The following is a 26,982-nucleotide window of genomic DNA, read 5'->3' on the forward strand; positions in this document are numbered from 1 at the left end:
CACCGACAGCACGGGAGACAGCCTGGCCGGACGCTTCTGCATCGCGGGAAGACTGGCGGGCAATCTTTTCGGTCTGGGCAGCGTTATCGGCGTTCTGCTTGATGTTGGCGGCCATCTCTTCCATGGAGGCGGAGGCCTGTTCGGCAGCCGATGCCTGTTCGGTCGCGCCCTGCGACAGCTGTTCGGAGCTTGCCGAAAGTTCCTGGCTGCCGGAGGACACATTGTCCGAGGCAGACAGCGCATCGGAGACCACGCCGCGAAGGCGTTCGATCATCGTGTTGACGTAACCGAGCAGGTCGCCGATCTCATCCTTCGTGGTCACGGTTGCCATCCGCGTCAGATCGCCTTCGGCAACGGACTGGACCGCCGTGACAGCATTGCGCAGTCCGCGATTGATCGAGATGGCAATCCATACTGCAGCAGCGACCGCAATGATCAGGGCGGCAACTGCGACCGAGATCAGGATGAGTCGGGTCTGCTCATAGCTTGCAGCCGCCGCCAGCTTTGCCTCGTTCAGGCGGCTGGTTTCCAGCGAGATCACTTCCTCCAGCAGGCCGTCGATTTCCGTAACGGTTGCACGGTTTTCGGTCGAGGAAATCCTGTTGGCGGTGGCCATATCGCCTGCCAGGATGGCAGCACGTATCTGGTCATCCTGACGAAGATAATCGACCTTCATCGCCTTCAGCTTGTTCCAGTAAACCATGCCCTTCTCGGTGGCCTTGGAAACAACCTCGTCATAGGTGTTGGCGAATTCCTTGCGCAGGGCATCGATCCTGCTGGCATAGCCTTGAATGGCGGCTGCATCCGTGGCGAGCAACATGTTCTTTTGCTGACGCAACTGCTGCAGCTGCAGGAGGTTCAGTTGCTGCGCGAGCTTCAAGCGGGCAGCAGGGCCTTCTATCGTCTCCTCAAGTGTCGAATTAAGCCCGGCAAGACTGTAAATTGCGAGACCTGCCGTGGCGAGAAGCATGACGATTACCAGCGAGAAGGCGACGGTAAGTTTGGCTTTGATGGTAGCGCGCATGGTCGTGTTATCCTGATCCGGCTCAGTTTTGTTGCTGCGATGAGGCGTTGCCGCGATCTGGCTTGGCCGAGAAGATGGTGTAGAGGTTGGGGATGATGATGAATTCGCCGCCCCGTTTGACGAGGCAGTCGATAAAGTCCGGGCGCCAGCGCATGCCGACGCTTGGTGGCGGCTCACCGGCGGATTTGACCAGCGTGGTGACCTCGTGAACCTTGTCGGTGCGGATGCCGACCAGTGTGGGTTCCTCGTCCACGTCCAGCTTGATCACGATGATCCGGCTATCGATGGTCGGCTTGGTCGCCTCCATTCCAAACGCAAGCCGGATATCGGCCAGCGGAATGACCTTGCCGCGAAAATTGATGACGCTGGCAACGAAAGCCTTTGCCCCCGGAACGCTGGTTTCCGGCAGGAGATCTAGTATTTCCTGGACCTTCACGGCCTCGAGTGCAAACATTTCGCCGGCAATGTCGAAGGTGAGAACCTCAAGTTCCTCACTGTTGCCCCAAAGTTCTTCGGGAAGTTTTCGTGCTATCTGGTTCATCCTGCGGCACGCAATTGCGCCTCCTGTTGCTGACCGGCTGCAATCAGATGTCCGACGTCGAGGATCAGCGCGACGCCGCCATCGCCGAGGATGGTTGCGCCCGAGAAGGTCGCAACATCATGATGCAGCTTGGACATGCTTTTGATGACGGTCTGATGGTCCCCGATGATCTGGTCGACCACGAGACCCACACGCTCAGAGCCGGTGGAGATGACAACGACCTTCTGGAAAGGATCCGGCTTTGTCTGTGTTGAAAACAGATCCCTCAGCCGGATGAACGGCACCAGGCTGTCGCGAAGCGAGATGAAGCTGCGCCCGCGTGAACGCATATCGTCTTCCACCGAAAGTTCGAGGCACTCTTCCACCGCCGAGAGCGGAATGACGTAACGGCCGGATCCGACGCGGACCAGAAGCCCGTCGATGATGGCGAGGGTCAGCGGGATCGAGAGGGTGATCTCCGAGCCTTCTCCGGGGCGGCTGACCACGTTGATCGTGCCGCGAAGCGCGTCGATGGTCTTCTTCACCACATCCATGCCCACGCCGCGACCGGACAGGTTGGTCACCTGCTGCGCGGTCGAGAAGCCGGGCTGGAAGATGAGCTGCAGCAGGTCCTGATCGTTCAGCTGGGCATTGGGAGAAATGATGCCGGAGGCTTCAGCCTTGGCGCGCACGCGCTCCCGGTTGATGCCGCGACCGTCGTCGCGGATCGTGATGATGACCTCGCCGGCGGCCTGCCGCGCGGAAAGCATGATGCGGCCCACGGCGTTCTTGCCAGCGGCACGGCGTTCTTCCGGCGGTTCAAGGCCATGATCGCAGGAATTGCGGACCAGGTGCACCAGCGGGTCGACAAGCCTCTCAACCACGCTCTTGTCCACCTCGGTGGATTCGCCTTCGGTGATCAACTCGATGGATTTGCCGGTCTCGATCGCCAGGTCATGCACCAGTCGGCGGAAACGGCCGAACAGCTGCGTGACGGGAACCATGCGCAGAACCATCATCGTGTCGCGCAGCTCTCCGGAAAGTCGCTCGACATCTTCGGAGACGGCACGAAGCTGAAGGTCACCGCTGACGCCAGCCAGCTGGCTGAGGCGGGATTGCGCAATGACCAGTTCGCCGACACGGTCCATCAGTTCGTCCAGGCGCTCTGCCGGAACGCGAACATTTTCAGCAGCCTTTGCCTGCTTGCCATCCCCTGCCGCCTGGGGGCTGCGGGGGGAGGGCACTTCGGAAGCAGGTACTGGCGCAACCGCCTCTGCCGCAGGCTCCTCGGTCACAGGTGCAGCCAGAGGCGCTGCCTGTGCCGCGGTTTCGGCAGTGGTGTCACCGTCAATAATCTGAACATCAAGCTGCATCTCATCCATGACGAAGATGAACACGTCATCGATGGCGGAGCGGGGCTCGGTTGTCTTCAGATCGACCGTCCAGGCCAGATAAAGATCGTTCGGCACCAGGGCGTCGAGCGAGGGGATCTCGCTGCGGTCCGCGCTGATCGTGCATTCGCCCAGTTCGCGCAACTCGTCCAGAAGCGGAAGCGGGTTGGTGCCGTTTGCCATGGCATTGCGCGGCAGGCTGAAGGTCATGCGGTAATGCGTTGGCTTGGGCGCGCTCTTGGCCGCAGCCGGCGCCGGGGCGGATGCGCCGCCGGATCCCGCCAGTTCCACCGCCTTGCGCAGCGCCGTCAAAAGCCGCTCGCTGACGGCATCGTGGTTGCCGCCCGGCACTTCGATAAGCGCCCGCATGTGATCGAGTGCGTTCAGGACGGAACTCACCAGATCGTGCGTGGCTGGAACCACGCCTTTTCTCACCTGATCGAAGGCGGATTCGCAGTGATGGGTAAAGGCCGCCAGAGCCTCGAACCCGAACATCGCGCCGGACCCCTTGAGGGTGTGCAAGCCGCGGAAAACGGCATCGACCTGGTCCTTGTTGGCCAGGTCGTGATTCAGGTCCAGCAGGCCGGTTTCGATCTGCTCGAGAATCTCCGCAGCTTCTGTCCGGAAAACCGCAATCGGATCAGGAAAACTCATCTACCCAAGACCTTTTTGACAATCTTTACGAGGCTTTCCGGGTCGAAGGGCTTGGTCAGCCAACCGGTGGCGCCAGCAGCCTTCGCCTGACTTTTCAGTTCGTTGTCGGATTCCGTGGTCAGGAAGATGACCGGAACACCCATGAAAGCGGGCAGCTTGCGCAGCTCGCGGATCATGGTCAGGCCGTCCATGTTCGGCATGTTCAGGTCGGTCACAACCAGATCGAATTGACCTGAACGCATCTTGCCCAAACCGTCCATGCCATCCACCGCTTCGGTCACGGCATATCCCGCATTGGTCAATGCAACCCGCGTCGTCAGGCGCACGCTGGCGGAATCATCGACGGTGAGGATCTTGGCGCTCATGGTTATTCTCCGTTATGCATCCAGAAGTTGCTGTCTTCCGGTGTAGTGTTCGTCAGAAACCCGCCCCGTTCCAAAACACTCAGCAGTGAGCCGGACGCTGGTTTGGCGAGTTTCAGCTTCTTGCCGCAAGTAGATGCAAATATACGAGCCGACTCAATTAGTTGGACGGTACTTACATCTGCCTGATGATTGTCTGGAAATTCTATAATAATTGATGAATGGCTCTGCAGTGCATCAATTAGTTTTTCATGATGTTCAGAGGCTTTTCGAAGTCCCAAATCCTCGCCCAGCGACAGGCGCAAGGTCTCTTGCCCATTCAAATCCATCGAAACCCCGTGAGAAAGCGTCATTCAGCTGGCGTGACTGTGAGTTTCGATACTTAACAAGATGCTAAAATCTGATTGGTACTTCTTATCGGGAAAGATTTGTGGTTGTGTTTTTTTGTACAAGAATGGCGAAAATTTTAACCAAGAGTGGTATTTATCTAATATGTTGGCAACTCTTTAACGTCCCTTCGCAATTATGACAGTCCAAGAATGGGCAGGGTCAATACACGCTGCAAGTAAGGTGGCGCCTTGGCCCAATCCGAGTCAGTGATGGATGGAGAATAACTTGGCTTCTGCGAGTGCATTGAGGGTTCAGGCGCCCCATCCGCATGTATCGATCCATGCCGAGAAACTGGAAGAAGCGAGAAAGCGGATCGAGCAACGATTCCTGGATGGCGGCTCTGTTCTTCTGTCCGTGCTGGATATTCTCAACCGGATGGTGAATTCTCTGGATGCGCTGACAGGCTCTCTGGATGAGGGCGTCGCGACAGAAACCACCAATGAGCTGAGAGCAACGATTGCTGCGCTTTCCGGCCTGACGGATGCAGAAGCCACGCGCCAGGCAGGCTTTCAGGATATTTTCGAATCGGAGCGTATGCTGCGCCCGCATCTGGCCCAGATGCAGGAAACGCTGCGTTATCTGCGCACCTTTGCCGTAACGGCAAAAATTACCGGCGCCGGGATTCCCGACTTTGCCGGCTTTGCCGAGGAAATTCTCGAGCGCATCCAGCAGGGCAGCGAACAGGTCAATGGACTGGCCGATAAGCTGACCGAGCTTGGCAGGAATCTTGGTCCTCTGATGACCAAAGGAAGTGTCACCATCGAACGTTACGGGCAGATGATCCCGCAGATCGTTTCCAGCCTCGATGGCGGCGTGGAACAGATCCGCCATCACCGTCAGCGGCTGAACGAGCGCGCCGAGCAGGTGAAGACCATTGCGCGCGGGATTCAGCTGAAGCTCGGCTCCACCCTTTCGGCAATGCAGATCGGCGACATCACCCGCCAGCGCGTGGAACATTGTCAGTCATCCTTCACCGTCCTGGAAGAGTTCCTGACCTCTCCGGAGGCGGATTTTCTCGGCGCTGAAGAACGCCAGCGCCTGCGGGCTGTCGTAAAGCATCTCGTGTTCAGGCAGATGGAGGAGATCCGGCGCGATTTCCACCGCGAGACCTCGAAGATCATCGACACCATTTCCAGTTTCCGTGTGGAGCTTGGCGAGATCACTGCAATCCAGCAGGAAATGACCGGCGGGAATGACGAAGGTGGCGCAGGATCGCTTCACCATCTGGAAGAGGGCATCGAGCAGGCCCGCAAAGCCGTTCTCGAAATCGAGGCGGTGGCAGCGCAGGCATCGTCGATGACCCAGCATATGCTGACCACGATTGAAACACTGCTTGCCGATATCGGCGTCGTGCGTGTCATTCGTGGCGATATCCATTACATGGCTCTCAATACCAACCTGCGATGCGGCAAGCTGGGCGAAGAGGGCAAGGCCATCAATGTTGTGACCGCCGAGCTGCGATCATTCGCCGGTCATCTGGATGAGTCGGCGGAGCATATTCTGGCCCAGCTGAAGGTTCTGGAAACGGCTGCCAAGCGCTTGATTACGGATGCGCCGGCTGTGCTCGATGAACATACTCTGGATGAAAGGCTGGCGCGTGCTCTTCATCGCATCCAGGCGGCGGCTTCCTCCATGGATACGGATCTCGAGCAATTGGCGCAGGAGGGGCGCACCGGCGTGGCCGATATGAATGCCGCCATGCAGCGCCTCGACTTCCAAGCCGATCTCGGCGACATTCTGGAGCGTTGCGCCCAGGATCTTGCCTCTCACGACACGGTTGATCAAAGCGGCCTGGCGGCGGCTCTCGAGATTATCAGCCCGCGGATCAACAAGCTTTACACGATGGCCTCGGAGCGCGAACTGCATGCAGCAGTGCTGGGCACGGCGCCTCCGGAAGAAGCGCCACTGACCGTGCTTTCCGACGATGATCTGGATGCAGCCCTGTTCTGATGTCCGGCAAAAGCGCAGTCGCACGTTTGCCGAACGTGTCTGGGATCAATACTCAATCATCCACATGGTCGTGGCCGCCATTGCGGCCGGGACGCCAATAACCTTCAGAGGCTACCTGTTCACGCGATAGGCCCCGTTCGATCAGATGGTGCCGTTGCGCCCGAACATTGCTCGTTTCGCCAATGATCAGGGCCTGACCGCGTCCATCCGGCAAGGCAAAGGCCGAAAGCCTGTCCAGCATCACCGAACTCGGTCGGGCGGGTCCGCGATGCAGCCATTCGATGGCAACATTTTCCTTCGTCTCGAAAGACTGCTCCCAGCTGGCATCTTCCACCTCAATGAACGCGAAGGCGCGCGCCTGTGCGGGGAGGTTTTCAAGAATATGCAGGATTCCGGGAATGCAGGTTTCGTCGCCCGTCAGAAGATGCCAGTCGGCGTCCGGGTTGAACACGACGCGCCCGCGCGGTCCCTTCACCTCGACGGTATCGCCCGCCTTTGCGTGGCGCGCGAAGCTCGGGCCGAGCGAAACTCCGTGCAGCACGAAATCCACCGCAATCGTTCGCGCATTCGGATCAATGCTGCGGATCGTGTAATGGCGGCGACCGGGTTCGCCATCTGCCTGTGGCAGAAAGAAGACGATGTCCTGTCCCGGCTTGTAGGCAAACTGCTCGAAATTTTCCGTCGAGAAGAGAACGCGCCGCATCTTCGGATGGATGTCGAAGGCATCGACAACGGTCAGGTTCCAGGAGGGGAGATTGGGTTTGCGGCGTGGAGCCTCAACTGAAGCGGGGACGGGCTGATCCATCAAACGAACCTCTTTCGCGACTGAACTTGCTGTGGCGAAAGAGATAGCGGTTAAATCATGTCTATGAAAGTCATGTTTTGTTACGGATTGGTAAGCTCTGCCGTGAGCACCACTTCGTCATTCTCCCCGCAGGCAGATGCTGCGGGGAGAAAATAGTGTGTCACGCGTGACCGCTGTTCAGAACGCCGCTTGCTTCGCGCTCTTTTTCCTTGCGGTTATGCCGGATCGAGGACCAGAGGGACAGGCCGATGAGGCCTGCACCGCCAAGACCGGTAATGACTTCCGGAATATGGTAGAGCGTCTGCACATACATGATCACGGACAGGATCAGGATGGCGTAGAACGCGCCGTGTTCCAGGTAGCGGTATTCGGCAAGCGTGCCCTTTTCCACCAGCATGATCGTCATGGAGCGGACATACATGGCGCCGATACCAAGGCCGATGGCGATGATGAAGAGGTTCTGCGTCAAGGCAAAGGCGCCGATAACGCCATCGAAGGAGAAGCTCGCATCGAGCACTTCAAGATAGATGAAGGCTCCCAGACCGCCCTTTGCCGCCTCGCTCATGGTTTTCTGCGAGGCATCCAGTGCTCCGCCCAGAACCTCGACCAGAAGAAATGTCAGCAGGCCGTAGATTGCGGCATGAACGAAGGTCGATGCCTCTTCTTCCGGCAGGAACTGTGAGAAGACCATGATCAAAAGCAGCACGAAGGCAATTTCAACGCCTTTGATGGTTGCAAAGCGCGCAATGCGGCTCTCGATCACTTCTACCCAGTGCACATCCTTCTCATGGTTGAAGAAGAAAGTAAGGCCAACCATCATCAGGAAGGTGCCACCGAACGCCGCGATGGGCAGGTGAGCCTCATTCATGATGCGCGCATATTCCTCAGGCCTGGATGCGGCCAGAACGATCGCATCGATCGGACCGATTCCGGCCGCGATCACCACGATCAGCAGCGGAAAGACGATTCTCATCCCGAAGACGGCAATCAGGATGCCCCAGGTCAGGAAGCGCTGTTGCCAGACAGGGGTCATGTCCTTCAGCTTGTTGGCATTCACGATGGCATTGTCGAAGGAAAGGGAAATTTCCAGGACCGCCAGCACCGCGCAGATGAAGAATACGGTGAGCATGCCGCCGAGCGTGCCGGTGGACTGCCAGCCGAGAACGCCACCCAGCACAAGGCCGATTGCCGTCACGATGAAGGCCCAGCGGAAGTAACCGAGCGTAGAGCTTTGCGATGGGGTCTGGCTCATGCGTGAACCTCATCGGCTGTAACGGTCAGGAATACGGAAGAGATAAGGTGCACACGTGAGGATGCACCCGGAATTCGGATGATAAAGGGATACATGGCATGTAATCCGCCGGCTAAGATTGCAGGCGGTACCGACATCGCGAGAGCGCCGTAAAAACTCTCGCCAGAGGGGCCCGGCACCAAAGTTCAATCCCCGCCATCGGTTCGGTTCGGGGAGACTTCACTGAAAATGGAGAATTCTGCGCAAAGGTCAAGATCTCGTGAGCTGTATGTGATGTCTGGCCACCGGAATGCGCGCCAAACCTTGACCTTTGGCACAAGTCGATGCATGGAGCGGGCCTGCCGCGCCATTTGTCTCGGTCTGTGTTATGAAAAGACCATTGAGACCGGCCGAAGGAAAGAAAAACAACAATGAGCAAAGCTACATCTTCTGCGCCTTCGCAGCGCATGCTGCGCGTTGGTGAACAGGTTCGCGCCGCCATTACCCAGGTCTTGCAGCGGGGCGAAGTGCGTGACGATCTGATCGAGCGCACGGTAATCTCCGTGTCCGAAGTGCGCATGTCGCCAGACCTGAAGATTGCGACGGCCTATGTGACGCCTCTGGGTGTTACCGATCATGAGAAGGTCATCGAAGCGCTGAACCGTCACGCCCGGTTTATCCGTGGCCGTCTTGGCGGCGCGCTTCGCCAGATGAAATACATGCCGGAAGTGCGCTTCCGCGACGATACGAGCTTCGACAATTACAAGAAGATCGACGAATTGCTTCGGTCTCCGGAAGTCAGCCGCGATCTTTCTGAATCAACAGCTGACGACGACGACAAAGAATAGAGTATCCATGTCCAAACCCCGCAAACCGAAGGGCCGTCCGATTTCCGGCTGGCTCATTCTCGATAAGCCCGTCGATTTTGGCTCCACAGAAGCTGTTGGCAAGATCAAGTGGCTGTTCAACGCACAGAAGGCCGGACATGCTGGCACGCTCGACCCCCTGGCATCCGGCATGCTGCCGATTGCCTTGGGCGATGCGACGAAAACCGTTCCCTATGTGATGGATGGCCGCAAGATCTACGAATTCACGGTCACCTGGGGTGAAGAACGCGCCAGCGACGATCTGGAGGGCGAGGTCACCAATTCCTCGGAAAAGCGTCCGACGGAAGAGGAAATCCGCGCTCTTCTACCGAATTATACCGGTGTGATTTCGCAGGTTCCGCCGCAGTTCTCCGCCATCAAGATCGCCGGAGAGCGCGCCTACGATCTGGCGCGTGACGGCGAGACCGTGGGCATCCCCTCCCGTGAAGTGGAAATCCATCGGCTCACCCTCCTGAAAGTCGAGAGGGATCGTGCCTTTTTCGAAGTCGAATGCGGCAAGGGCACCTATGTGCGCTCGCTGGCGCGTGATTTCGGCCGCGATCTCGGCTGTTTTGGCCACATCTCCGGCCTTCGCCGCAGCTTTGTGGCGCCCTTTGCCGAAGATATGATGGTGCCTCTTGCCGAACTGACGGCTCTCGAAGCCATCGAGGATCGCGACGAGCGGCTGGCGGCACTGGATGCCTTTCTGGTCGATACCAGCGAGGCGCTCTCCGCTCTGCCGCAGATCCGCATCAGCGACGATCAGGCCCATCGCCTGCGCATGGGCAATCCGATCATTCTGCGTGGTCGGGATGCACCTGTGGCGGAACCGGAAGCGGTGGCGCTTGCCGGCGGCAAGCTGATTGCGATTGGCGAGATCGGCGAGGGCGAGTTTCGCCCGAAGCGCGTCTTTGCCTGATATGCCCATGATTTCCCCTGCCGCCGCCGGTTCGGCGGCAGGCGGTCAAAGTATCGCCTCTTCCCTTCCAGGCGCGAATGGAGTATAGGCGGCACCAACCGATACTGTTGTATCCGGTTTCATGGCCAAAGCTGGACGACATCCCGGCTTGTGGCGTCCCTTCATTCCTCACATCAGAAAGGATTGTCCGATGTCGATCACTGCAGAGCGCAAGGCTGCCCTCATCAAGGAATACGCAACCGTCGAAGGCGATACCGGTTCTCCGGAAGTCCAGGTTGCTGTCCTGACCGAGCGGATCAACAACCTGACCGAACACTTCAAGGGCCACAAGAAGGACAACCACTCCCGTCGTGGCCTTCTCAAGATGGTTTCGAGCCGCCGTTCGCTTCTCGACTACCTGAAGAAGAAGGACGAAGCTCGCTACACGAAGCTCATTTCGAGCCTCGGTATCCGTCGCTAAGACGTCATTCCGGCGGACAGCAGATGCGGTCCGCCGGTTTTACTTTCTGGCCTGATGGCCGGAAATTCCGAAGCCCGAACAGGGCGTTGAGGCAGACCCGGATCCGCCGGATCTGCCGATTGTAACCGATGACCTGTCATGGGGCAGGATTGCCGGATGCTTCGCCGGATTGCCGGTGCAAGGTGGGTGGGTAACCGCTCTCCTTCTGCGGGCGTCATATCCCGCATCACAGAAGCCTCCCGTTGTCTTGCCCGTGATCATGTCACACCAGGCGCTGGCTTAAACGCATCGTGGCATCCGTGAAGCGGAATGCCGAAGCTGCCGCGCAAGAAGGACACATCATGTTCAATACACATACCGTCGAAATCGAATGGGCAGGCCGCCCGCTGAAGCTGGAAACGGGCAAGGTTGCCCGCCAGGCAGACGGCGCTGTCATCGCCACCTATGGCGAGACCGTCGTTCTGGCGACTGTCGTTTCGGCCAAGGAGCCGAAGCCGGGTCAGGATTTCTTCCCGCTGACCGTCAACTATCAGGAAAAGACCTATGCCGCCGGCAAGATCCCGGGTGGCTATTTCAAGCGCGAAGGCCGTCCTTCCGAAAACGAAACGTTGGTTTCGCGCCTGATCGACCGTCCGATCCGCCCGCTCTTCCCGGAAGGCTACAAGAACGACACGCAGGTTGTCGTCACCGTCATCCAGCACGACCTTGAGAACAACCCGGACGTCCTGTCCATGGTTGCCACCTCGGCTGCCCTGACGCTCTCCGGCGTTCCCTTCATGGGCCCGGTCGGCGGCGCACGCGTTGGCTACATCAACGGCGAATATGTTCTGAACCCGCACCTCGACGAGATGGACGAATCCAGCCTCGATCTGGTTGTTGCCGGTACGCAGGACGCCGTTCTGATGGTCGAGTCCGAAGCCAAGGAACTGCCGGAAGATGTCATGCTCGGCGCCGTCATGTTCGGCCACAAGGGCTTCCAGCCGGTGATCGATGCCATCATCAAGCTGGCTGAAGTTGCCGCCAAGGAGCCGCGCGAATTCGAGCCGGAAGATCATTCCGCTCTCGAGGCAGAAATGCTTTCGATCGCCGAAACCGAACTGCGCGCTGCCTACAAGATCACGCAGAAGGCTGAGCGTTACGCTGCCGTCGATGCCGTGAAGGCCAAGGTGAAGGCGCACTTCCTGCCGGAAGACGGCGAAGCCAAGTATTCCCCGGAAGTGATTGGCGCTGTCTTCAAGCATTTGCAGGCCAAGATCGTTCGCTGGAACATTCTCGACACTAAGAGCCGCATCGATGGCCGCGATCTGGAAACCGTTCGTCCGATCATCTCGGAAGTCGGCATCCTGCCGCGCACGCACGGTTCTGCCCTCTTCACCCGTGGTGAAACCCAGGCGCTGGTCGTTGCCACGCTCGGCACTGGCGAAGACGAACAGTATGTCGACAGCCTGACGGGCATGTACAAGGAGCAGTTCATGCTCCACTACAACTTCCCGCCCTACTCGGTCGGCGAAACGGGCCGCATGGGCTCCCCGGGCCGCCGTGAAATCGGCCACGGCAAGCTGGCATGGCGCGCCATCCACCCGATGCTGCCGACGCCGGAACAGTTCCCCTACACGCTGCGCGTTGTCTCCGAAATCACCGAGTCCAACGGTTCGTCCTCCATGGCAACCGTGTGCGGCACTTCGCTGGCGCTGATGGATGCAGGCGTTCCGCTGGCAAAGCCGGTCGCCGGTATTGCCATGGGCCTGATCCTGGAAGGCGAGCGCTTTGCGGTTCTCTCCGACATCCTGGGTGACGAAGATCACCTCGGTGACATGGACTTCAAGGTCGCCGGTACGGAAGCGGGCATCACCTCGCTGCAGATGGACATCAAGATCGCCGGTATCACCGAAGAGATCATGAAGGTCGCTCTGAACCAGGCAAAGGGTGGCCGTAACCACATCCTCGGCGAAATGGCGAAGGCCATCACCGAAAGCCGCGGCCAGCTGGGCGAATTCGCACCGCGCATCGAAGTCATGAACATCCCGGTCGACAAGATCCGCGAAGTCATTGGCTCGGGCGGTAAGGTTATTCGCGAAATCGTCGAAAAGACGGGCGCGAAGATCAACATCGAAGATGACGGCACGGTCAAGATTGCCTCTGCATCCGGCAAGGAAATCGAAGCGGCCCGCAAGTGGATCCACTCCATCGTGGCAGAGCCGGAAGTCGGCGCGATCTACGAAGGTACGGTTGTGAAGACCGCCGATTTCGGCGCCTTCGTCAACTTCTTCGGCGCACGCGATGGCCTCGTTCACATCTCGCAGCTCGCTTCCGAACGCGTTGCCAAGACCTCGGATGTGGTCAAGGAAGGCGACAAGGTTTGGGTCAAGCTGATGGGCTTCGATGAGCGTGGCAAGGTTCGCCTGTCCATGAAGGTTGTCGATCAGGCCACCGGCCAGGAAATCAAGAAGGCTGAAGGCGGCGAAGCCGCAGAATAAGCCTCTCGCATTTCCATTCAGTACCGGGGCGCGGGAACTTTCCGCGCCCCTTTGCTATCCCAAAGCAGGTCCGAGCCAAAAGTGCGTAGCGGTTTTGCGTCCGGACCGCGTAAAAAACAAAGATAGAGAGCATATCCGGTGTTAACCTGAAATGCTCTAAGACCCGGAACCCAAACATGATCCGCGACGCCATCAAGACGCTTTTCCATCCCTTCGCCATCGGCACCCTACCGCTGCCTGCTGCTGGCAGCCGCGTTCTGTTTCTGGCCGCAGAGACCGGCCCACGCCTGCCGGAAGGGTTCGAGGCAGAGATACTGAACGTACAGCCGCTGCGCCCTCTCTTTCGCCCGCTCAGCCTCTCGGGAGCCAATGTCGTCCCTGAGGTCGAGGGTGAGGACTATGACAGCGCGCTGATCCTGCTGGGTAAGCACAAGGGCGATAACGAGAACAATCTTGCGGAAGCGCTGACGCGCGTGCGCGAAGGCGGAACGATTGTTCTGGCCGGCTCCAAGGAAGATGGCATTCAGCCTTTGCGCAAGCAGCTGGCCAATCTCGGCTTTGCCGTGGAGCATATGCCGAAATATCACGGCGTCGTTGCCTGGTTCTCCCGGCCTACGGATGTCTCGGCCGCGCTTGCCAAATTCGCCAAGCAGCCGCAGCTGATTGATGGGCAGTTCGAAACTGTTCCCGGCACCTTTTCGCATGACAGGATCGATGCGGGATCGGAACTGCTGGCCGGACGCCTGCCGCAGGATTTCGACGGCAATGCCGCCGATCTGGGGGCGGGCTGGGGTTATCTTTCGGTCATGCTCAAGCAGGCTTCCCCCCGCACCAACCGCATCGATCTCTTCGAAGCGGACCATCGTGCGCTGGAATTTGCCCGGAAGAACCTGGGCCGCAACTGCCCGGATCTGCAGGCTCGCTATTTCTGGCAGGATCTCGCCGCAGAGCCGATCAAGGAAAAATACGATCTCGTCATCATGAATCCCCCCTTCCACGAGGGACATGCGGCAGATCCGGCGCTTGGTCAGGCTTTCATCAAGGCTGCCTCCTCCGCGCTTCGCATCGGCGGCCAGCTGTTGATGGTGGCCAATCGTGGCCTGCCCTACGAGCAGACCTTGGCTACGGAATTCAAGGAAAGTGGCGAAGTGTGCCGCAATGCGCGCTTCAAGGTGCTCCACGCGCGCAAATAGGCCGCTGGAAAAGCCGTGAAATGGAAAAGCCCCGGATCGATGATCCGGGGCTTTTGTTATGGGAGAGCGCGTCCGGCAGGAACTGCGTCAGGACAGCACCAGAAGGGCTGAAGAAATCGAAGCCGCTTACTCGGCGTCTGCGTTGCGCAGGCGGTCGAGGTTCGGCAGCGAAGTGATGTTGTAGCCTGCGTCCACATAATGGATTTCGCCGGTCACGCCACGCGACAGATCCGACAGAAGGTAAAGGGCGGAGCCGCCAATATCTTCAATCGTTGCGGTGCGGCGCAGCGGCGAATTCTTCTGGTTCCACGAGTATATCGCGCGCGCATCCGAGATGCCAGCACCCGCCAGCGTGCGCACAGGACCCGCAGAGATCGCGTTGACGCGAATGCCCTTCGGACCGTAATCCGCAGCCAGATAACGAACGGAGGATTCAAGAGCGGCCTTGGCCACACCCATGACGTTATAGTTCGGGATCACCCGCACCGAGCCGCCATAGGTCAGCGTCAGCATCGCGCCATCTTCGCCCATCAGTTCGGCGGCGCGCTTTGCAATCTCGGTGAAGGAGAAACAGGAGATCACCATGGTCCGGCTGAAGTTTTCACGCGTGGTGTCCGCGTAGAGACCCTTCAGTTCGTTCTTGTCGGAAAAGCCGATTGCGTGAACAACGAAATCCAGCCCGCCCCAACGCTCCTTGATGGCGCTGAACGTGGCATCAACCGAGGCCAGATCCTCCACGTCGCAGGGCAGCACGAAATCCGAATTGACTTCGGCGGCCAGCGGCTTCACGCGGCGACCAAGCGCTTCACCCTGAAAGGTGAAAGCCAGTTCGGCGCCCTGAGCGTGAAGCGCCTTGGAAATGCCCCAGGCGATGGAGTGGTTGTTGGCGACCCCCATGATGAGGCCGCGCTTACCCTGCATGATTCCGCTCATCGACTTATCCATTGTAGCGCTGGAAGACGAGCGTGGCATTGGTGCCGCCAAACCCGAAGGAGTTGGAAAGGGCAATGTCCATCTTGGCGTTGTCAATGCGCTTGCGCACCACCGGCATATCGGCAAATTCCGGATCGATGTCCTGAATATGCGCGCTCTCGCCGATAAAGCCTGCCTGCATCATCAAAAGCGAGTAGATCGATTCCTGTACGCCTGCCGCTCCCAGGGAATGACCTGTCAGAGACTTGGTGGACTGGATATGCGGGATCTTGTCGCCGAAAATTTCGCGAATGGCGGCCATTTCCTTGGCGTCGCCAACCGGCGTGGAGGTGCCGTGGGTGTTGATGTAGTCCACCTCGCCCTGCACAGTGGCAAGCGCCTGACGCATGCAGCGGATTGCGCCTTCGCCCGAGGGGGCAACCATGTCGTAACCGTCGGAGGTTGCGCCATAGCCGACGATTTCCGCGTAGATCTTTGCGCCGCGGGCTTTCGCATGTTCGAGTTCTTCGAGAACCAGAACACCGGCGCCGCCGGCAATGACGAAGCCGTCACGGTTTGCATCATAGGCGCGCGAGGCGGAGGCAGGATTGTCGTTATACTTGGTCGACATCGCGCCCATGGCGTCGAAGAGGTCGGACATGGTCCAGTCGAGGTCTTCGTGACCGCCGGCGAACATCACGTCCTGCTTGCCCCACTGGATCATCTCGACGGCATTGCCGATGCAGTGCGAGGACGTCGCGCAGGCAGAAGAGATCGAGTAGTTCACGCCGTGGATCTTGAACCAGGTGGCAAGCGTGGCGGATGCCGTGGACGACATGGCCTTCGGCACGGCAAACGGGCCGATGCGCTTCGGGCTGTTGTTCTGGCGAACGATATCCGCGGCTTCCACGATCTGGCGTGTGGACGGTCCGCCGGACCCCATGATGATGCCGACACGCTCGTTCTGCGAATACTCGGCTTCTTCAAGTCCGGAATCCGCAATCGCCTGCTTCATCGCCACATGGTTCCAGGCTCCTCCGAGAGAGAGGAAGCGCATGGCGCGGCGGTCCACATGCTCGGTCGGGTCAAGCGTCGGCTTGCCCCACACCTGGCACTTGAAGCCGTGCTCGGCGAAATCGCTGGAGAAGGTGATACCGGATTTGGCATCGCGCAGAGAGGCGGCTACTTCCTCGGCATTATTGCCGATCGAGGAAACCACACCGAGACCGGTGACAACTACCCGTCGCATCTGATCTACCTTTACTTGTTTCCGTGACGTGCCTGAAACGATTTCAGGCAGTCTTGTCCTTTGAAAGGCCCACGCGCAAATCGGTGGCCTGATAGATTGTTTCGCCGTCTGCCTTCAGCCAGCCATCGGCTGTGCCGAGTACAAGGCGGCCCCGCATGACACGCTTGAAGTCGATACCGTATTCCAGGAGCTTGGTATGCGGGCGAACCATGCCCTTGAACTTCACTTCGCCGGTGGAAAGCGCCATGCCGCGGCCTTCCTCGCCCAGCCAGCCCAGGAAAAACCCGGTCAGCTGCCACATGCCATCCAGTCCGAGGCAACCCGGCATGATGGGGTTTCCTTCGAAATGGCAAGGGAAATACCAGTCGTCCGGCTTCACGTCGTACTCCGCGCGGATATAGCCCTTGTCAAAGGCGCCGCCGGTTTCCGAGATGTCCGTGATGCGATGAACCATCAGCATGGGCGGAAGCGGCAGTTGCGCGTTGCCCGGTCCGAAAAGCTCGCCATGGGCGCACTTCAAAATCTCTTCGTAGCTAAAGCTGGATTGTCTGGTGGTCATGAGGTCTGTCCGTTCCCCCTCGTCTTCGGTTCTAGCGTCTTTAAAGCAAGACCGGCGCAAAATGAAGCGTATGACGCCTTTTACCGCAGCGGCAGGCATTGAAACGCAAATGTTTGAGGTCGGCATATAGGAATGGAACCCGTCAAACCAGAGGTCATCTGTTCATTTTTTTGCATATCCACCCGTCTGCAGCGGTTGATGCCCCCAATACCTGCTATTGAAAGTGGCCTCCGCAAAAGTTATATCGAAAACTTGACTGTATCGGTCTTGATGGAGCAGGGCGAAAATGGCTGACGCCATTACGGATGTGGAAACCAGACTTCGGACTTGCGGCTTGCGTCCCACGCGGCAACGCATTGCACTGGCTGATCTTCTCTTTGCCAAGGGTGATCGTCATCTGACTGTCGAGGAACTGCACGAGGAAGCGGCTGCGGCGGGCGTGCCCGTTTCGCTGGCCACCGTCTACAACACGCTGCATCAGTTCACCGAAGCGGGCCTGATCCGTGTTCTCGCCGTCGAGAGCCAGAAGACCTATTTCGACACCAATGTTTCGGATCATCATCACTTCTTTGTGGAAGGTCGCAATGAAGTGCTCGATATTCCAGTGAGCAATATCGAGATCGGAAACCTGCCAGCGGCACCCGATGGCATGGAAATTTCCCATGTGGACGTCATCATTCGCCTGCGCGAAAAGAAGTCCTGAGGCGCTAGGCCCGTTGGCTTCCTCCGGCAGAAGTCCAGTTTGATCGCGTTCTATTTTCGCTTTTTCAGCGCTTCCTCCAGCGGCCGGCCTGGCCGTGCCTTGTAGCGTGGCAAGGTCCATCCGTAATGCAGGGCCCCGCCGCGAAGCGCGAAGGCGATCACAATGCCCGCAGCGGAACTGAGGCCGGTCGGCAGGTCCAGCAGTTCCACGGCCGTGAAGGCGCTGGCGCCAGCCAGGGCCGCGGTGACGTAGATTTCCGGCCTGAGCAGGATGGAGGGCTCATTGGCGATCAGGTCGCGCAGAATGCCGCCGAAGGTCGCGGTCATGGTGCCCGTCACCACTGCAATTGTCGGGGAGCCGGTGATTGCTAATCCCTTGGCCGCGCCCATGACCGTATAGGCAGAGAGCCCGATCGCATCCAGCCAGATCAGAAGGCGGTAGCGCCATTCCACCTGATGTGCGGTGAAGAAGGCAAATACCCCCACAACCACGCAGATCAGCAGATAGGTGGGGTTTGCCACCCAGAAGACCGGTGCTCCCAGTACCAGATCCCGCAATGTGCCGCCACCCACGCCTGTTGCGGCGGAGAAGAAAAGGAACCCGATGAGATCGAGCTGCTTGCGCGATGCCGCCAGTCCGCCTGTTGCGGCGAAGAGGGCCACGCCTGCATAATCCAGCATCATCAGCAAAGACATGGTTTCATTCTCCCCGCGTAAGCGTCACGCAAGTACCGTTTCGTTATAGAGATCATGCTATCCTTGCCGCAGCCTGTGGCTGACCTTGTAATCGCTCGATACCCGTCGGGGAAGATGACCGTGATGAAATGCCTGCTTATTGCCCTTCAATTGCTGGCGGCTTGCCTCATGCCCTTCGCCGTCAACGCGCAGCAGCAGCTCATCAGCGATCCGGAGATCTATGAAAAGGATTACTTCCGCAAGGAATGCCCGGGCGTGAGCTTCGACGACGGCTTTATCACCCGGCTCGACATCAATAATGATGGCATTATCGATGCCATTGCCAATCATGGCGCCATCACCTGCAACGGCCAGAAGGGCATGGGCTGCAACGAAGAGGGGTGCCCGCACAATTTTTACCTTCAGGTCAAGGAAGGCGGCTATTTCATGATGGCGACCGCCCAGATCTACGGCTACGATTTCATCAAGCGCTTCGGCAATATGGTCTTCGTTTTCAAAATGCACCCGCGCTATTGCGAGCGCAGCGAAAAGCCCGATTGCGAAATGACGGTTCGGGTCCGCGGCGCAAAGATGGTGACCATCTCCAAGAAGTAAGCGTAGTCAGATCCGGCCCGTGACACGATAGCCAAGCAGACCCAGCCATTCACGCACCGCTGTCGATGTGTTCTGCGCATTGAGCGAAGGCTGGGTGAAATCGAAACCGAGCTTCACATTGCCGCTGGTTCTGTAGTCCACCGGATAGGGCTGAACGGAGATACCTGCCTTGGCAAACAGCGCCATCGAGCGTGGCATGTGAAACGCCGAGGTGATCAGAAGACAATCGGTCAGCCCGGCATTTTGCAGCGCGGTCCGGGTGTAGAGAGTGTTCTCCCAGGTATTGCGCGACTGGTTTTCCTTGATGATGCGATCCGCGCCAATGCCAAACGTGTTGAAAAAGCGCTCCGTCACCTGCGCCTCGCCTTCATAGCGGCCACTCAGCGATCCGTCGCCGCCGGAGATCAAAAGCTTTGCCTGCGGATAGTGCTGCGCCAGGCGCAAGGCTTCCGTATAGCGGTCTGCAGCGGCGTTCCACTCAATGCCGCCGCGTCCACTCATGACCTCGTTTTCGGTCGCGCCGCCAAGAACGACAAGGCATGCAACCTTGTCCGGCAGTGAAGCGGGGCGGGATATCTCATTCTCCAGATGCTGCAGCAACACATTCCCGGTCGTGGTGTAGAGTGTCACGAAGAGAATGAGCGCCGACAGAAACATCGCCGTGAGCCCGGTTCGCCGGAATCTCCACAATGTCAGCAGAAAGGCGGCAAGGCCCAGAAGGCATGCCAGAGAAAGCGGCTGCACCAACAGCCAGAAGATCTTCGAGAGATAGAACATAGGCTCACTTGCTGCGCGTAATGGGGGAGGATTGGCGGTGCTTATAGCGGTGATGCAGCGTTCTGCGAATGAGCAGTGAGCAGAAAGCAATGGCAAGCGCCAGAAGAGCTGCAATAAACAATGCTTGATCGGGCAGGGCAGATCCGAGGATTGCACCGCTCAGCGCCCCCAGCAGCATGCCAAGCCAGGGCACGATCTGTATCCACCAGTCCAGCTTTCTCTCGCCCGTGAGAAACCGCCCGATGCCTCGCCCGAGTCTGGAGAGCGCGCCAGTGACATAGGTGAGGCCGATGGGCAGTCCTTCCACATGTTCGACGGCGGCATTTACCACGCCCATGGCCAGCACCACCAGCAGGAAGCGCAGAGTGCCGTAGGCCGGATCGGTTGTCATGGAGGCGAGCGCCAGAAGGATCGAAACCGTTGCCAGTACACCGAAGATCCGCCTGTGGACCCAATGCGCAACGACGATGCCGAGCGCGTTACCCAGAACGAAGATCAGGATGGCGAGCAGCAGAACCAGACCATGATGCCAGTCGCCGTCGGCCAGCGAAATTGCGGCTCGGGTGGTATTGCCGGTCATGAAGGACACGAAATCGCCGGAAAGCCGAAGTCCGATGGCATCTGTCATTCCGGCCAGAAACGAAATGGCCGCCACGAGAGCGACGCCGGTTCCGGCTCTCTGAGTCTGGATCAGTCGCCTGCGCCTTGCCCGTGTCATGTGCCGTGTCACCTCAGGACAATAGAGTTTTCACCAGCGGATGGTGGGGATCCATCAGGCCGTCGATCACCGAGAAATGATGCCTGTCCGGCTCCGCATAGGCACCCGTCTCGGCGCCAAGGCCCAGCCAGATATTCGCAAGCAGCGCGTTTTGCCGGATGAATTCCGCCCTCTCATTGCCGCCAACCCAGCAGAAGAGACGCTTTTGCGGCAGCGGGCGCATCAGCGCCGGGCTTTCTGCCATTGCCTCTTGCGCCGTCAGTCCGAGCTTTGCGTTGATGGTGGTCTCCACGAGAGGCCGCAGATCGTGAACGCCGGAAATGGAAACGACGGTGCGGATACGCTCCTGAACCGCTTGCGCCAGCGGAGAGCCTTCTGCAATCATGCGGCTGACGAGATGCCCTCCTGCGGAATGGCCGGCAAGATGCAGCGGGCCGTCGATTTCTCCGGCGGCATCCGCGATTGCCTGTCCAGCTTCCCGCACAATATCGCCGATGCGTGCCTCCGGGCATAGTGTGTAACTGGGCACGGCCACGGCAAAGCCGCTTTCGACGCTGCCGCGTGCCAGATGCGACCAGTAGCTTTTGTCGAGCGCCTGCCAGTAGCCGCCATGGATGAAAACGACCAGACCCTGCGGGCTGTCTGCGGGAAGGAAAAGATCGAACCGGTTGCGTGGCTTGTCGCCATAGACCAGATCAAGCTGCGCACGCCCAAGCGTCTGCATTTCCTCGCGATAGGCCCGCGCAGGCTCTTCCCAGGCAGCAGGCCATGTTTCGCCCTGCGCAATGTTCGCACCATTGGCATAGGCGTTGTTCCAGTCCTCGATGCGATGAAACAGCATGGCAATCTCCCCTTTGGGTGCTCACTTCATAGAACGGTGCGAACCCGCCACAATTCGGGAAACAGCTCCACTTCCAGCATTTTCTTCAGGTACTGGGTTCCCGAGGTGCCGCCGGTCCCCCGCTTGAAACCGATGACACGCTCTACCGTGGTCACATGGTTGAAGCGCCAGCGCCGGAAATAATCCTCGAAGTCGACCAGCTTTTCCGCCAGCTCATAAAGATCCCAGTATTGCCCCGGATTTGCATAGACGACGCGCCATGCTTCCAGAACCTCTTCGCTCTCCTGCCGCTTGTCACGCCAGTCCGTTCTTGCCGCTTCGGAGCCGATATCGAAGCCCTTGCGTGCGAGCAGACGAATCGCTTCGTCATAGAGGCTTGGCCGTGACAGGATGGCTTCCAGATGCTCCATCAGGTCCGGGCGATGCTGGTGCGGCCCCAGCATGGCCAGATTGCGGTTGCCCGCCAGAAACTCGATGGCGCGGTATTGATAGGATTGAAATCCGGAAGACTGGCCAAGTGCGTCGCGAAAATCGGTGTATTCGCTGGGTGTCATGGTGCGCAGCACATCCCAGGCGCTGTTCAGCTGTTCGAAGATGCGGGCTACGCGGGTCAGCATCTTGAAGGCCGGCTGCGGCTCGTCACGCTGGATTGCCTGAATTGCTGAGGTGATTTCGTGAATCGCCAGCTTCATCCAAAGCTCGGATGTCTGGTGCTGGATGATGAACAGCAATTCGTCATGGGCAGAGGAAAGAGGTTTCTGCGCCGAGAGAATCGGATCGAGCTGCAGGTAATCCGTATAGGACATGCGCTCGCGGAACGACATCTGCGCACCCTCTTCGGCGGGGTTATAGGTCTTTGTCGTCACGTCACGAGCGCCTTCTGCTTGAAGCGGGGTTCGTCCCACAGCCGGTTCGCAATGATGTCCTCCAGCACGTCCACCGCCTGAACCACATCCTGTTCATCGATATAGAGAGGGGTGAAGCCGAAACGGATCGCATCTGGTGCCCGGAAATCCCCGATGACGCCGCGCGAAATCAGCGCCTGCATGATGGCGTAGCCTTCCCCGTGGCGGAAGGAAACCTGGCTGCCGCGCCTTGTGCCCTCGCGGGGAGATGCGAGGGTGAGGCCGGGGCAGCGTGCTTCCACCTCGGCAATGAACAGGTCGCAAAGGGCGATGGATTTCGCCCGCACATCCGCCATGTCAACGCCTTCCCAGGCGTCAAGCGCGGCATCCAGCGCCGCCAGCGCAAGGATCGGCGGGGTTCCGACGCGCATCCGTTCGATGCCGTCCCCTGGCCGATAGGTAAGGTCGAAGGCGAATGGGCGCTCATGCCCCATCCAGCCGGACAGGGCGGGGCGGGCTTTTTCAGCCCATTTCGGCGCGACATAGATGAAGGCCGGGGCGCCGGGGCCGCCATTCAGATATTTGTAAGTGCAGCCCACGGCGAAATCGGCCTGCGCCCCGGCAAGATCGACGGGAATAGCGCCCGCCGAATGCGCCAGATCCCAGACGGTGAGGGCACCGGCGGCATGCGCCCTGGCGGTCAGCGCCTTCATGTCATGCAGGCGGCCAGTCCGGTAATCGACTTCCGTGAGCATCGTCACGGCCACGGTTTCATCGATGGCGGCTTCCACCTCTTCCGGCGCAACCACCTTCAGTTCATAGCCACGATCGAGCGATTGGATCAGGCCTTCGGCGATATAGAGATCGGAGGGAAAATTGCCGCTATCGGAGAGGATCACGCGCCGCTGCCCATCCTGCCCGGTTACCAGATCGATGGCGGATGCCAATGCCTGGTAAACCTTGATCGACAGCGTGTCGCCCATGATCACCGTCCCCGCCGGTGCGCCGATCAGCCTGCCGACACGATCGCCCACGCGGCGCGGCATCTGCATCCAGCCGCCATCGTTCCAGCCGCGAATCAGCATGTCGCCCCACTGGTCCTTCATGGTTTCCATCACGCGCTGCTGGGCGTTGACGGGAAGGGGGCCCAGTGAGTTGCCGTCCAGATAGATAACCCCGTCCGGCATGTGAAACAGGCTGCGAGTTTTGCTGAAATCCGTCATGATACCGCTCTAATTGAGTTCCCTCGGATGTTTAAACCTCTTGCTGATATGGCGCGAGCCCAGCAAGCCGAAACGCCACGGTAAATCAACAGCCTTTGTAATGCCGATGCGCTCACCGGCGACGGTCGCCACCGGATCATCCGCGAGGCTGAGGCTGAAGGGCGGCTGGTCCAGCGGTCTGCCATCCATGCTGCCGTCCAGCCCAAGCGCCTGCGCCACGCGGCCCGGCCCCGCGCATAGCAGAAGCGGCTCAGAGCGACCCCGCCGGGCAATCATGGTCTCAAGGCCGAGAAGCGGTTGAAGCGCGCGGATCAGCACCGCACTGCCCGGCAGACAGACGAAGTTCACACACCAGTGGATGCCATAGGAGCGGTAGATATAGACATGCGCGGGCGGGCCGAACATGGCGCGGTTGCGCGGGGTGATGCCCTTGAAGCTGTGAGAGGCGGGGTCGTCCGGCTCATAGGCTTCCGTTTCCGTAATGATGCCGCCCACGCCATCCACGGTGAAGGTGGCGCCGATCAGGTCGCGCGCAACGCCAACGGCGCTTCGGCTGAAGAAGGGAGTGAGGTCTGTCACGAACCGGCTCGTTATCGAAAGCAATCCTGGTTACCAAGCCTATTCCAGCCGGGGGAGAAAAGACACGTCTTCGGCGGGTGCGGCGATGCTTTGCGGCAAAGGAGAGCTGAAATGCAAAAAGCCTGCCGCGGGAGGAGGTGCGGCAGGCTTTTAAACTCGATCGGCAATTTGGGAGGAGGAGGAGATTGCCGATCCTATCTAGCGACGCTGGGAGGAGGAGTGCGTCGCTTCGATGATTTGTATATAGCCTGGGCTTTGGCTCAGAACAAGAAACCCTGCCGCATTGCAGCAATGCGCTCAGCGCAAAGCTTCGCAGAAAGCGACATTTAAATAGGCGGTAGCGGCGTGTTCATCTGTTCCGGGATGCGATATAGCGTGACCAACCGAGAAGACGAGGAAAAAATGACAACTATTCGATATCACGAGGGCGATCTTTCTGAAGTTGATGCAGCCCGCTACACGGATGCCATCGCCATTGATACCGAAACTCTCGGTCTTGTGCCGCGCCGCGACCGCCTTTGCGTCGTGCAGCTTTCGCCGGGGGATGGAAGCGCCGATGTCATTCGTATTGCAAAGGGCCAGAAACAGGCTCCGCGCCTCTGCGCGCTTTTGGAAGATTCGCAGCGCGAAAAGATCTTCCACTACGGACGTTTTGACATAGCAGTTCTGTACCACACCTTCGGCGTCACGACTCAGGGCGTGTTCTGCACCAAGATCGCCTCGCGCCTTTCCCGGACCTACACCGATCGTCACGGCTTGAAGGACAACCTCAAGGAATTGCTGGATGTGGATGTTTCCAAGGCACAGCAGCAATCCGACTGGGCGGCGGAAACGCTTTCCCAGGCCCAGTTGGAATATGCCGCGTCCGACGTTCTGCACCTGCATGCTCTGCGCGCCCGGCTAACGGAACGCCTGATCCGTGATGAACGCCTGGACATGGCCAAGGCCTGCTTCGCCTTCCTTCCGACCCGCGCAAAGCTGGATCTTCTGGGTTGGGAAGAAACGGATATCTTCGCCCATAGCTGAGCCGCTGCTTCCACCTCTGCCTCGCCGCTCCGCCGGCGAGGCTTTGTTTAGGCTTTGTTAACCATGATTGCCTAAACTGGGCTGCTAATCGGCACAGTGACGCCATGAGGCGCCGCAGGCGCGGCTTCAGTCGCCATCGGGGCAGCTACACCTTCGGGCCGGACTGTTGGACTTGTCCTAACGCAGCGAGGCATGCGCATGTTGCCGCCCCTCTCTTCTCCCTCCGGGCCCGCTCCTGCACTTGGCAATAGCTCTCCAGACGATACCAGCCAGAGCGCCGCCGTCGCTACGGCTGGTGCTGTCTCTGCAAGGCCGCTGGATGGTATGCGACCGCTTCCCGCAGGTCGCCCCGTTGAAAATCGTGTCGCCGTTCTGGAACTGTCGGGCCAGTGGCCGGCGGGTCGCGGCGTCTCGGGCTTTGCCGAGGTCATCGGCTCTCTGTTGAAGATCGAACGCCGGGCCGATGAGAGCCTTGGCGATTACATGACGCGCCTCGTCGCGGCCATTCGCACTCTCTCGCCTTCTGCCCAGAATGCCTTGCAGCAGGCCCTTACCCAGTGGATGAAGGGTCTGTCGATCGAACTCCTCCTCCGCGCCCTCAGCAATGGCGATGGGCCGGAAGCCACCCAGTTGGCGATGCGTCTGGAGACCGAGGGCAGGAATGCCGAGAGACTGGCAGGACGCGTGGCAACCTCCTATCGGCCGGATCTGGTGGAGGAGGACCAGGCCTCTGAAAATCTTTGGGCTCAAAAGCTGTCGCAAAACCAGTCGGCCTTCACCGGAAAACCATTGGCCCAGGCCGCAAAGGCAGCGCTCATCAAGATCGCCGAACAGCAGGCCACAGGGGGGGCGCCACAAGCGGCGTCACCCGTATCGCGAGAGCCGGTTTCAGCCTCCGCCCTCGCAGAGTCTGATCGGGCCACCCCCAATGGTCTGGAAAAAGCCGCCAAACCGGAGACCGTGGCAAAAGCGCCTTTGAGCGAGGCCAATGCCCGTAGAGCTTCCCCATCCCATCCGGAGCCGAAAGAGCAGGCGGCAGCCACGCCTGCGAGGGGGAAAATTCCGGCGGCAGCGCAGGCACCGCAGCGTGAGGGCGCGCAGCCAACGCAGCAGCCGCCGCTGCCAGTGTCGATCCCAGGCGGGGAGGCTATTGCTGCGCGGCTGGAATCTGTCGCTGCCCGGTCGGAAGCGTTGAACACGTCCGGGCAAAAAATGGCTTCTCTTCCATCCAAAAGCCAGATCGATCAGACGCCTGTTGTTCAGGCCTCGCCGTCCGGGGCGGTTCAGCAGGCTGCAAGCACCCACTTGGCGTCTCCCTCGGCCTCCCCCTCTGCCTCCCCCTCTGCCTCCCCCTCGGCGTCCATACCATCCTCTGTGCAAGCGCTGCCGGGTCATCCGACGCCAGAGCAGGTGCTGCCAATGGCGTCGGCCGCTGTTGAGGCGCAGACATTGCAAAATAGGCTATCTGCTTTGCTGGCAGATACGGTGCGGGAAGCCGAACGGCCCAATCAGCCTCAGCAGGATGCGACGGCGTCTGCGACCCCGGCCAAGCGGGATCAGGTGGCGGAAGCAGCGACGGAGCCGGTTCCCGCAGCGCCCCTGCCGGTGCCGCTTCCTCACGCCCTTTCAATCGCCCAGGCAAGGCTTGCGGATGATTCGATCTTTGCGGGGCTGGCTCAGGCGATGTTGCAAATGCGCGGTGCCATAAAGGAAGGCATTGCCCCTGCCTATGTTCCCTATCCCAGCAAGGGAGATGGCGGTGAGCAGGAGGATGAGCTTGTTCCTGCCGTGGATGGAGAAGACGAAGAGCGTCACCGCAAGGGCGGCTCCGGCCATCAGAGGGGCCAGGAGAGGGATCAGCCTGAAATGGCGCAGGAAAGCGAACCGGGCGAGGCCACGGAGGATCCGTCCGTCAGCGCCGCCGAGCAGCTTTATCAGCGACTCTCGGATTGGTGAAACGACAAGACATCGGCAACCAGAGCATTTCCGGTGAAAACGGAAACGGCTGAAATGCTCTCT

General features: G+C 59.4%; 27 protein-coding genes. 10 read left to right on the forward strand and 17 right to left on the reverse strand.

The features are described 5' to 3' along the window. The 5 genes from ACFSE1_RS03340 to ACFSE1_RS03360 form a co-directional block, all read right to left on the reverse strand. Nucleotides 1-1,024 (reverse strand): methyl-accepting chemotaxis protein (locus tag ACFSE1_RS03340; protein ID WP_377396592.1); only part of this gene is annotated, 1,024 nt, incomplete at its 3' end. 22 nt (nt 1,025-1,046) lie between these two features. Beyond that, on the reverse strand, nt 1,047-1,565 hold the full coding sequence (locus ACFSE1_RS03345; protein ID WP_377396594.1) for a chemotaxis protein CheW: 519 nt from the start codon (nt 1,563-1,565) through the stop codon (nt 1,047-1,049). After that, nucleotides 1,562-3,589, reverse strand: a complete 2,028-nt coding sequence (locus ACFSE1_RS03350; protein ID WP_377396596.1) for a chemotaxis protein CheA — start codon at nt 3,587-3,589, stop codon at nt 1,562-1,564. The genes ACFSE1_RS03345 and ACFSE1_RS03350 overlap by 4 nt, the downstream gene beginning before the upstream one ends. Beyond that, nucleotides 3,586-3,954 carry a response regulator gene (locus tag ACFSE1_RS03355; RefSeq protein ID WP_377396598.1) on the reverse strand — a complete coding sequence of 123 codons (369 nt, stop codon included), beginning with the start codon at nt 3,952-3,954 and terminating at the stop codon, nt 3,586-3,588. Before ACFSE1_RS03355 ends, ACFSE1_RS03350 begins: the two co-directional genes overlap by 4 nt. Nucleotides 3,955-3,956: 2 nt before the next feature. Continuing rightward, nucleotides 3,957-4,280: a hypothetical protein gene (locus tag ACFSE1_RS03360; RefSeq protein WP_377396600.1), complete on the reverse strand. Its 324-nt coding sequence runs from the start codon at nt 4,278-4,280 to the stop codon at nt 3,957-3,959. A 286-nt stretch (nt 4,281-4,566) separates the two neighbouring features. On the opposite strand from ACFSE1_RS03360, the gene ACFSE1_RS03365 reads away from it, so the two are divergent. Then, entirely contained in the window at nt 4,567-6,291 is a 1,725-nt protein-coding gene (locus tag ACFSE1_RS03365) for a chemotaxis protein (RefSeq protein ID WP_377396602.1), read from the forward strand. Nucleotides 6,292-6,343: 52 nt separating this feature from the next. Here the strand turns inward: ACFSE1_RS03365 and ACFSE1_RS03370 are convergent, their stop codons facing one another. Beyond that, a complete protein-coding gene (locus ACFSE1_RS03370) occupies nt 6,344-7,096 on the reverse strand; it encodes a siderophore-interacting protein (protein WP_377396604.1) in 753 nt (250 codons plus the stop codon). A gap of 160 nt (nt 7,097-7,256) precedes the next feature. Continuing rightward, nucleotides 7,257-8,348 (reverse strand): DUF475 domain-containing protein, encoded by a 1,092-nt coding sequence (locus ACFSE1_RS03375; RefSeq protein WP_377396606.1) that lies wholly within the window; start codon nt 8,346-8,348, stop codon nt 7,257-7,259. A gap of 410 nt (nt 8,349-8,758) precedes the next feature. Between ACFSE1_RS03375 and rbfA the strand changes: the two genes are divergently transcribed. From rbfA to ACFSE1_RS03400, 5 genes are all read left to right on the forward strand, one after another. Next, a complete protein-coding gene (gene rbfA / locus ACFSE1_RS03380; RefSeq protein WP_377396608.1) occupies nt 8,759-9,175 on the forward strand; it encodes a 30S ribosome-binding factor RbfA in 417 nt (138 codons plus the stop codon). A 7-nt stretch (nt 9,176-9,182) separates the two neighbouring features. Continuing rightward, complete coding sequence (truB, locus tag ACFSE1_RS03385) at nt 9,183-10,112, forward strand: tRNA pseudouridine(55) synthase TruB (RefSeq protein WP_377396610.1); 930 nt, start codon at nt 9,183-9,185, stop codon at nt 10,110-10,112. A gap of 190 nt (nt 10,113-10,302) precedes the next feature. Then, entirely contained in the window at nt 10,303-10,572 is a 270-nt protein-coding gene (gene rpsO, locus ACFSE1_RS03390) for a 30S ribosomal protein S15 (RefSeq protein WP_377396612.1), read from the forward strand. Nucleotides 10,573-10,913: 341 nt separating this feature from the next. Further along, nucleotides 10,914-13,049 (forward strand): polyribonucleotide nucleotidyltransferase, encoded by a 2,136-nt coding sequence (pnp, locus tag ACFSE1_RS03395; RefSeq protein ID WP_377396614.1) that lies wholly within the window; start codon nt 10,914-10,916, stop codon nt 13,047-13,049. A gap of 176 nt (nt 13,050-13,225) precedes the next feature. Continuing rightward, nucleotides 13,226-14,242, forward strand: coding sequence for a class I SAM-dependent methyltransferase (locus ACFSE1_RS03400; protein WP_377396616.1), 1,017 nt, complete (start codon nt 13,226-13,228; stop codon nt 14,240-14,242). A gap of 126 nt (nt 14,243-14,368) precedes the next feature. Here ACFSE1_RS03400 and fabI read toward each other — a convergent pair whose 3' ends face one another. The 3 genes from fabI to fabA are packed head-to-tail and all read right to left on the reverse strand — an operon-like array spanning nt 14,369 to nt 16,962. Next, entirely contained in the window at nt 14,369-15,175 is an 807-nt protein-coding gene (gene fabI / locus ACFSE1_RS03405; protein WP_377396618.1) for an enoyl-ACP reductase FabI, read from the reverse strand. Between the two features lie 4 nt (nt 15,176-15,179). Beyond that, a complete protein-coding gene (gene fabB, locus ACFSE1_RS03410; RefSeq protein ID WP_377396620.1) occupies nt 15,180-16,403 on the reverse strand; it encodes a beta-ketoacyl-ACP synthase I in 1,224 nt (407 codons plus the stop codon). Between the two features lie 43 nt (nt 16,404-16,446). Next, a complete protein-coding gene (gene fabA, locus ACFSE1_RS03415) occupies nt 16,447-16,962 on the reverse strand; it encodes a 3-hydroxyacyl-[acyl-carrier-protein] dehydratase FabA (RefSeq protein WP_377396622.1) in 516 nt (171 codons plus the stop codon). A 286-nt stretch (nt 16,963-17,248) separates the two neighbouring features. Between fabA and irrA the strand changes: the two genes are divergently transcribed. After that, on the forward strand, nt 17,249-17,665 hold the full coding sequence (irrA, locus tag ACFSE1_RS03420; protein WP_377396624.1) for an iron response transcriptional regulator IrrA: 417 nt from the start codon (nt 17,249-17,251) through the stop codon (nt 17,663-17,665). Nucleotides 17,666-17,715: 50 nt separating this feature from the next. On the opposite strand, the gene ACFSE1_RS03425 is transcribed toward irrA, so the two are convergent. Then, on the reverse strand, nt 17,716-18,360 hold the full coding sequence (locus tag ACFSE1_RS03425; protein WP_377396626.1) for a trimeric intracellular cation channel family protein: 645 nt from the start codon (nt 18,358-18,360) through the stop codon (nt 17,716-17,718). Nucleotides 18,361-18,483: 123 nt separating this feature from the next. On the opposite strand from ACFSE1_RS03425, the gene ACFSE1_RS03430 reads away from it, so the two are divergent. Next, entirely contained in the window at nt 18,484-18,954 is a 471-nt protein-coding gene (locus ACFSE1_RS03430; RefSeq protein ID WP_377396628.1) for a hypothetical protein, read from the forward strand. A gap of 6 nt (nt 18,955-18,960) precedes the next feature. Here the strand turns inward: ACFSE1_RS03430 and ACFSE1_RS03435 are convergent, their stop codons facing one another. Genes ACFSE1_RS03435 through ACFSE1_RS03460 form a run of 6 tightly spaced genes read right to left on the reverse strand, consistent with a single transcriptional unit; the run spans nt 18,961 to nt 23,937 of the window. Then, on the reverse strand, nt 18,961-19,731 hold the full coding sequence (locus ACFSE1_RS03435) for a YdcF family protein (RefSeq protein ID WP_377396630.1): 771 nt from the start codon (nt 19,729-19,731) through the stop codon (nt 18,961-18,963). Between the two features lie 4 nt (nt 19,732-19,735). Continuing rightward, nucleotides 19,736-20,449, reverse strand: a complete 714-nt coding sequence (locus tag ACFSE1_RS03440) for a YoaK family protein (protein ID WP_377396632.1) — start codon at nt 20,447-20,449, stop codon at nt 19,736-19,738. Between the two features lie 13 nt (nt 20,450-20,462). Beyond that, nucleotides 20,463-21,290, reverse strand: coding sequence for an alpha/beta hydrolase (locus ACFSE1_RS03445; RefSeq protein ID WP_377396634.1), 828 nt, complete (start codon nt 21,288-21,290; stop codon nt 20,463-20,465). A 26-nt stretch (nt 21,291-21,316) separates the two neighbouring features. Then, nucleotides 21,317-22,114, reverse strand: a complete 798-nt coding sequence (gene kynA, locus ACFSE1_RS03450; protein WP_377397210.1) for a tryptophan 2,3-dioxygenase — start codon at nt 22,112-22,114, stop codon at nt 21,317-21,319. A gap of 38 nt (nt 22,115-22,152) precedes the next feature. Further along, nucleotides 22,153-23,358: a kynureninase gene (gene kynU, locus ACFSE1_RS03455; RefSeq protein WP_377396636.1), complete on the reverse strand. Its 1,206-nt coding sequence runs from the start codon at nt 23,356-23,358 to the stop codon at nt 22,153-22,155. A 9-nt stretch (nt 23,359-23,367) separates the two neighbouring features. Continuing rightward, nucleotides 23,368-23,937, reverse strand: coding sequence for a DNA-3-methyladenine glycosylase (locus ACFSE1_RS03460; RefSeq protein WP_377396638.1), 570 nt, complete (start codon nt 23,935-23,937; stop codon nt 23,368-23,370). A gap of 402 nt (nt 23,938-24,339) precedes the next feature. On the opposite strand from ACFSE1_RS03460, the gene ACFSE1_RS03465 reads away from it, so the two are divergent. Then, a complete protein-coding gene (locus tag ACFSE1_RS03465; RefSeq protein WP_377396640.1) occupies nt 24,340-24,963 on the forward strand; it encodes a ribonuclease D in 624 nt (207 codons plus the stop codon). A gap of 192 nt (nt 24,964-25,155) precedes the next feature. Next, nucleotides 25,156-26,919: a hypothetical protein gene (locus ACFSE1_RS03470; protein ID WP_377396642.1), complete on the forward strand. Its 1,764-nt coding sequence runs from the start codon at nt 25,156-25,158 to the stop codon at nt 26,917-26,919. Nucleotides 26,920-26,982 lie beyond the last annotated feature (63 nt).

This window comes from Affinirhizobium helianthi, assembly GCF_042680945.1.
In the GTDB taxonomy this organism is placed as follows: domain Bacteria; phylum Pseudomonadota; class Alphaproteobacteria; order Rhizobiales; family Rhizobiaceae; genus Neorhizobium; species Neorhizobium helianthi.

Excerpts from the sequence above, each read along its gene's own strand:
- ACFSE1_RS03345 (WP_377396594.1), bottom strand. The coding sequence starts at position 1,565 with ATGAACCAGATAGCACGAAAACTTCCCGAAGAACTTTGGGGCAACAGT.
- ACFSE1_RS03350 (WP_377396596.1), bottom strand. The coding sequence starts at position 3,589 with ATGAGTTTTCCTGATCCGATTGCGGTTTTCCGGACAGAAGCTGCGGAG.
- ACFSE1_RS03355 (WP_377396598.1), bottom strand. The coding sequence starts at position 3,954 with ATGAGCGCCAAGATCCTCACCGTCGATGATTCCGCCAGCGTGCGCCTG.
- ACFSE1_RS03360 (WP_377396600.1), bottom strand. The coding sequence starts at position 4,280 with ATGGATTTGAATGGGCAAGAGACCTTGCGCCTGTCGCTGGGCGAGGAT.
- ACFSE1_RS03370 (WP_377396604.1), bottom strand. The coding sequence starts at position 7,096 with ATGGATCAGCCCGTCCCCGCTTCAGTTGAGGCTCCACGCCGCAAACCC.
- ACFSE1_RS03375 (WP_377396606.1), bottom strand. The coding sequence starts at position 8,348 with ATGAGCCAGACCCCATCGCAAAGCTCTACGCTCGGTTACTTCCGCTGG.
- rbfA (WP_377396608.1), top strand. The coding sequence starts at position 8,759 with ATGAGCAAAGCTACATCTTCTGCGCCTTCGCAGCGCATGCTGCGCGTT.
- truB (WP_377396610.1), top strand. The coding sequence starts at position 9,183 with ATGTCCAAACCCCGCAAACCGAAGGGCCGTCCGATTTCCGGCTGGCTC.
- rpsO (WP_377396612.1), top strand. The coding sequence starts at position 10,303 with ATGTCGATCACTGCAGAGCGCAAGGCTGCCCTCATCAAGGAATACGCA.
- pnp (WP_377396614.1), top strand. The coding sequence starts at position 10,914 with ATGTTCAATACACATACCGTCGAAATCGAATGGGCAGGCCGCCCGCTG.
- ACFSE1_RS03400 (WP_377396616.1), top strand. The coding sequence starts at position 13,226 with ATGATCCGCGACGCCATCAAGACGCTTTTCCATCCCTTCGCCATCGGC.
- fabI (WP_377396618.1), bottom strand. The coding sequence starts at position 15,175 with ATGAGCGGAATCATGCAGGGTAAGCGCGGCCTCATCATGGGGGTCGCC.
- fabB (WP_377396620.1), bottom strand. The coding sequence starts at position 16,403 with ATGCGACGGGTAGTTGTCACCGGTCTCGGTGTGGTTTCCTCGATCGGC.
- fabA (WP_377396622.1), bottom strand. The coding sequence starts at position 16,962 with ATGACCACCAGACAATCCAGCTTTAGCTACGAAGAGATTTTGAAGTGC.
- irrA (WP_377396624.1), top strand. The coding sequence starts at position 17,249 with ATGGCTGACGCCATTACGGATGTGGAAACCAGACTTCGGACTTGCGGC.
- ACFSE1_RS03425 (WP_377396626.1), bottom strand. The coding sequence starts at position 18,360 with ATGTCTTTGCTGATGATGCTGGATTATGCAGGCGTGGCCCTCTTCGCC.
- ACFSE1_RS03430 (WP_377396628.1), top strand. The coding sequence starts at position 18,484 with ATGAAATGCCTGCTTATTGCCCTTCAATTGCTGGCGGCTTGCCTCATG.
- ACFSE1_RS03435 (WP_377396630.1), bottom strand. The coding sequence starts at position 19,731 with ATGTTCTATCTCTCGAAGATCTTCTGGCTGTTGGTGCAGCCGCTTTCT.
- ACFSE1_RS03440 (WP_377396632.1), bottom strand. The coding sequence starts at position 20,449 with ATGACACGGGCAAGGCGCAGGCGACTGATCCAGACTCAGAGAGCCGGA.
- ACFSE1_RS03445 (WP_377396634.1), bottom strand. The coding sequence starts at position 21,290 with ATGCTGTTTCATCGCATCGAGGACTGGAACAACGCCTATGCCAATGGT.
- kynA (WP_377397210.1), bottom strand. The coding sequence starts at position 22,114 with ATGTCGTTCCGCGAGCGCATGTCCTATACGGATTACCTGCAGCTCGAT.
- kynU (WP_377396636.1), bottom strand. The coding sequence starts at position 23,358 with ATGACGGATTTCAGCAAAACTCGCAGCCTGTTTCACATGCCGGACGGG.
- ACFSE1_RS03465 (WP_377396640.1), top strand. The coding sequence starts at position 24,340 with ATGACAACTATTCGATATCACGAGGGCGATCTTTCTGAAGTTGATGCA.
- ACFSE1_RS03470 (WP_377396642.1), top strand. The coding sequence starts at position 25,156 with ATGCGCATGTTGCCGCCCCTCTCTTCTCCCTCCGGGCCCGCTCCTGCA.